3 protein-coding genes are annotated in these 2,480 nt (G+C 49.5%); all 3 read left to right on the plus strand.

What is annotated here, in order from left to right:
- Positions 1 to 1,026, plus strand: a 1,026-nt coding sequence (locus ACOJTG_RS00945; RefSeq protein ID WP_420152081.1) for a DUF748 domain-containing protein, incomplete at its 5' end; no start/stop codon positions are given.
- Between the two features lie 149 nt (positions 1,027 to 1,175).
- The gene (locus ACOJTG_RS00950) at positions 1,176 to 1,886 is read left to right on the plus strand and encodes an MIP/aquaporin family protein (protein WP_420152082.1); all 711 of its coding nucleotides are present in this window, start codon (positions 1,176 to 1,178) and stop codon (positions 1,884 to 1,886) included.
- Positions 1,887 to 1,921: 35 nt separating this feature from the next.
- The coding region (locus ACOJTG_RS00955) for an FGGY family carbohydrate kinase (protein WP_420152083.1) at positions 1,922 to 2,480 on the plus strand (559 nt) is incomplete at its 3' end.

Raw genomic sequence — 2,480 nt, forward strand, 5'->3', positions numbered from 1 at the left:
CGCGGCCACATCAAGGATATTGACATTGCTCTATTGCGAGGTGCGTATAAAATCGACAGCGTATATCTCAATAAATACGACTCCACATCGCAGCGGCAAACGCCGTTTTTCGGAGCTAAACTCATTGACCTTTCCGTAGAATGGAAAGCCCTTTTCAAAGGATCTATTGTAGGTGAACTGGTATTCGAATCGCCCCTGCTTCGCTTTACCAAGGATAAAGTGGAACCCAACCAGGTGAAGAAAGATTCGAGTGATTTTCGGGATCTGTTGAATGATTTCATGCCCCTGGATGTGAACCGGGTCGAAATCAACGATGGTCGAATTGAGTACGTGGATGAACACTCCAAACCCCGGGTGGATATTGCCCTGACCAACGCTCATCTACTGGCTCTCAACCTGCGAAATAGTTACGACTCGACCAGTGTATTGCCTTCTACGGTTACGGCTCGGGCCAACGTCTACGAAGGCGAGATGAATATCAATGGCCGATTGAACCTGCTGGCTCGACAACCTACGTTTGATGTAAACGCTGAGGTCAAAGGGACTAATTTGGTGAAGCTTAATGATTTCTTTAAAGCGTACGCAAAGATTGATGTTAATCGAGGGACGTTTGGCCTTTACGCCGAAGCGGCAGCTAAGGAAGGACGTTTCAATGGTTATGTAAAGCCTCTGATCAAAAATCTGAAAGTGCTCGGTCCGGAGGATCGCAAGGATAATTTTCTGCAAAAACTCTGGGAAGGAGTCGTGGGGACGGTGGCTTTTGCCTTTAAAAATCAACCGAAGAACCAGTTGGCTACTAAAATTCCTTTCGAGGGAGACATCAAAGAGCCGGATACGAACGTCTGGTTTATGATTGGTACTATTCTGCAAAACGCCTTCATTCAGGCGATCCAGCCCTCCATCGACCACGAAATTAATCTGGGAAGCGTGGGCGAAAAGAAAGAAGAGAAAAAGGGCTTGCTGGAAAGAATCTTCGGCGGGAAGGATGACAAAGATTCCAAGAAGGACAAAAAGAAGAAAGACTAACGAGAAACTTTCCTTAAACGCAGGAGCCCGAGCAATTCGGTTCCTGCGTTTTTTCTTTTTAGACGGCTGTACTTATGACCTATTGCTTGACTAAATCCTTTTCATTCTTTTCTTTGTACAAAAAGTCATTTCTACTCCTCTAACCATTTATGCAAGCATTCTGGGGTGAACTCATGGGTACGCTCGTCTTGATTCTACTGGGCGATGGCGTCGTAGCCAATGTATTGCTAAAGAATTCCAAAGGTGAAAACAGCGGTTGGATCGTGATTACTGCCGGCTGGGGCTTCGCCGTCATGCTGGGCATCTTCGTAGCCAAAGCCTTCGGTAGTTCGGATGCTCACCTCAATCCGGCCGTCACTCTCGCCTTTGCCGTCTCTAATCAGGATTTTTCTACGCTTCTGCCCTACTGGCTGGCTCAGATGATCGGAGCCTTTCTAGGAGCCGTACTTGTTTGGTTACAGTACCTGCCCCACTGGGCCGTAACGCCCGAACCCAGCACAAAGCTGGCCGTATTTGCTACGGGGCCCGCAGTACGGAACCGGACTGGTAATTTTATCTCCGAATTTATTGCCACGGCTGTACTCATCATCGGCGTAAGTTCAATTTCCGGAGCGGGCGAACTGGCCATTGGTCTGGGGCCTTATTTGGTAGGCTTATTAGTCTGGAGTATTGGCTTATCGCTGGGTGGTACGACGGGTTACGCCATGAGTCCGGCCCGTGACCTGGCCCCGCGAATCGCTCATGCCTTGCTACCCATTCCTGGCAAAGGTCCTTCCGACTGGGGTTACGCCTGGATTCCCGTGGTGGCTTCTTTACTCGGCGGTGTGGCGGGCAGCCTGTTATTCATGGCTTTTCACTAGTTCCCTGACTCCTCCAACCAAAAACTATCGACGACATGTACATTGGATCGATTGATCAGGGTACGACGAGTACCCGCTTTATTATTTTCGATAAACAAGGACAAATTATTTCATTGGCTCAGAAAGAGCACGCCCAATTGTACCCGCAGCCCGGCTGGGTAGAACACAATCCCGACGAAATCTGGTGTAATACCAAAGAAGTCATTCAAAAGGCCTTGAAGCAGGCCAACCTGACATCCAAGGATCTTGTCGCGGTGGGTATTACCAACCAGCGGGAGACTACGGTGATGTGGAATCGCTATACCGGCAAACCGTACTACAATGCGTTGGTCTGGCAGGATACGCGAACGAGTGGTCTGGTAACGGAGTTGTCCGCCGAAGGAGGTCCGGATCGCTTTCGTGAACAAACGGGGTTGCCACTGGCCACGTACTTCAGCAGTTTGAAAATCAAGTGGCTGTTGAAAAACGTCGCTACGCTGGAGAAAGACGCCTTAAAAGGCGAAGTACTGTTCGGAACGATGGATACGTACCTGCTTTGGCACCTGACGGGCGGCATGAAAGGGGGCCTGCATTTAACCGACGTCACCAACGCCA

This window comes from Siphonobacter sp. (assembly GCF_048595215.1).
Classification (GTDB): Bacteria; Bacteroidota; Bacteroidia; order Cytophagales; family Spirosomataceae; genus Siphonobacter.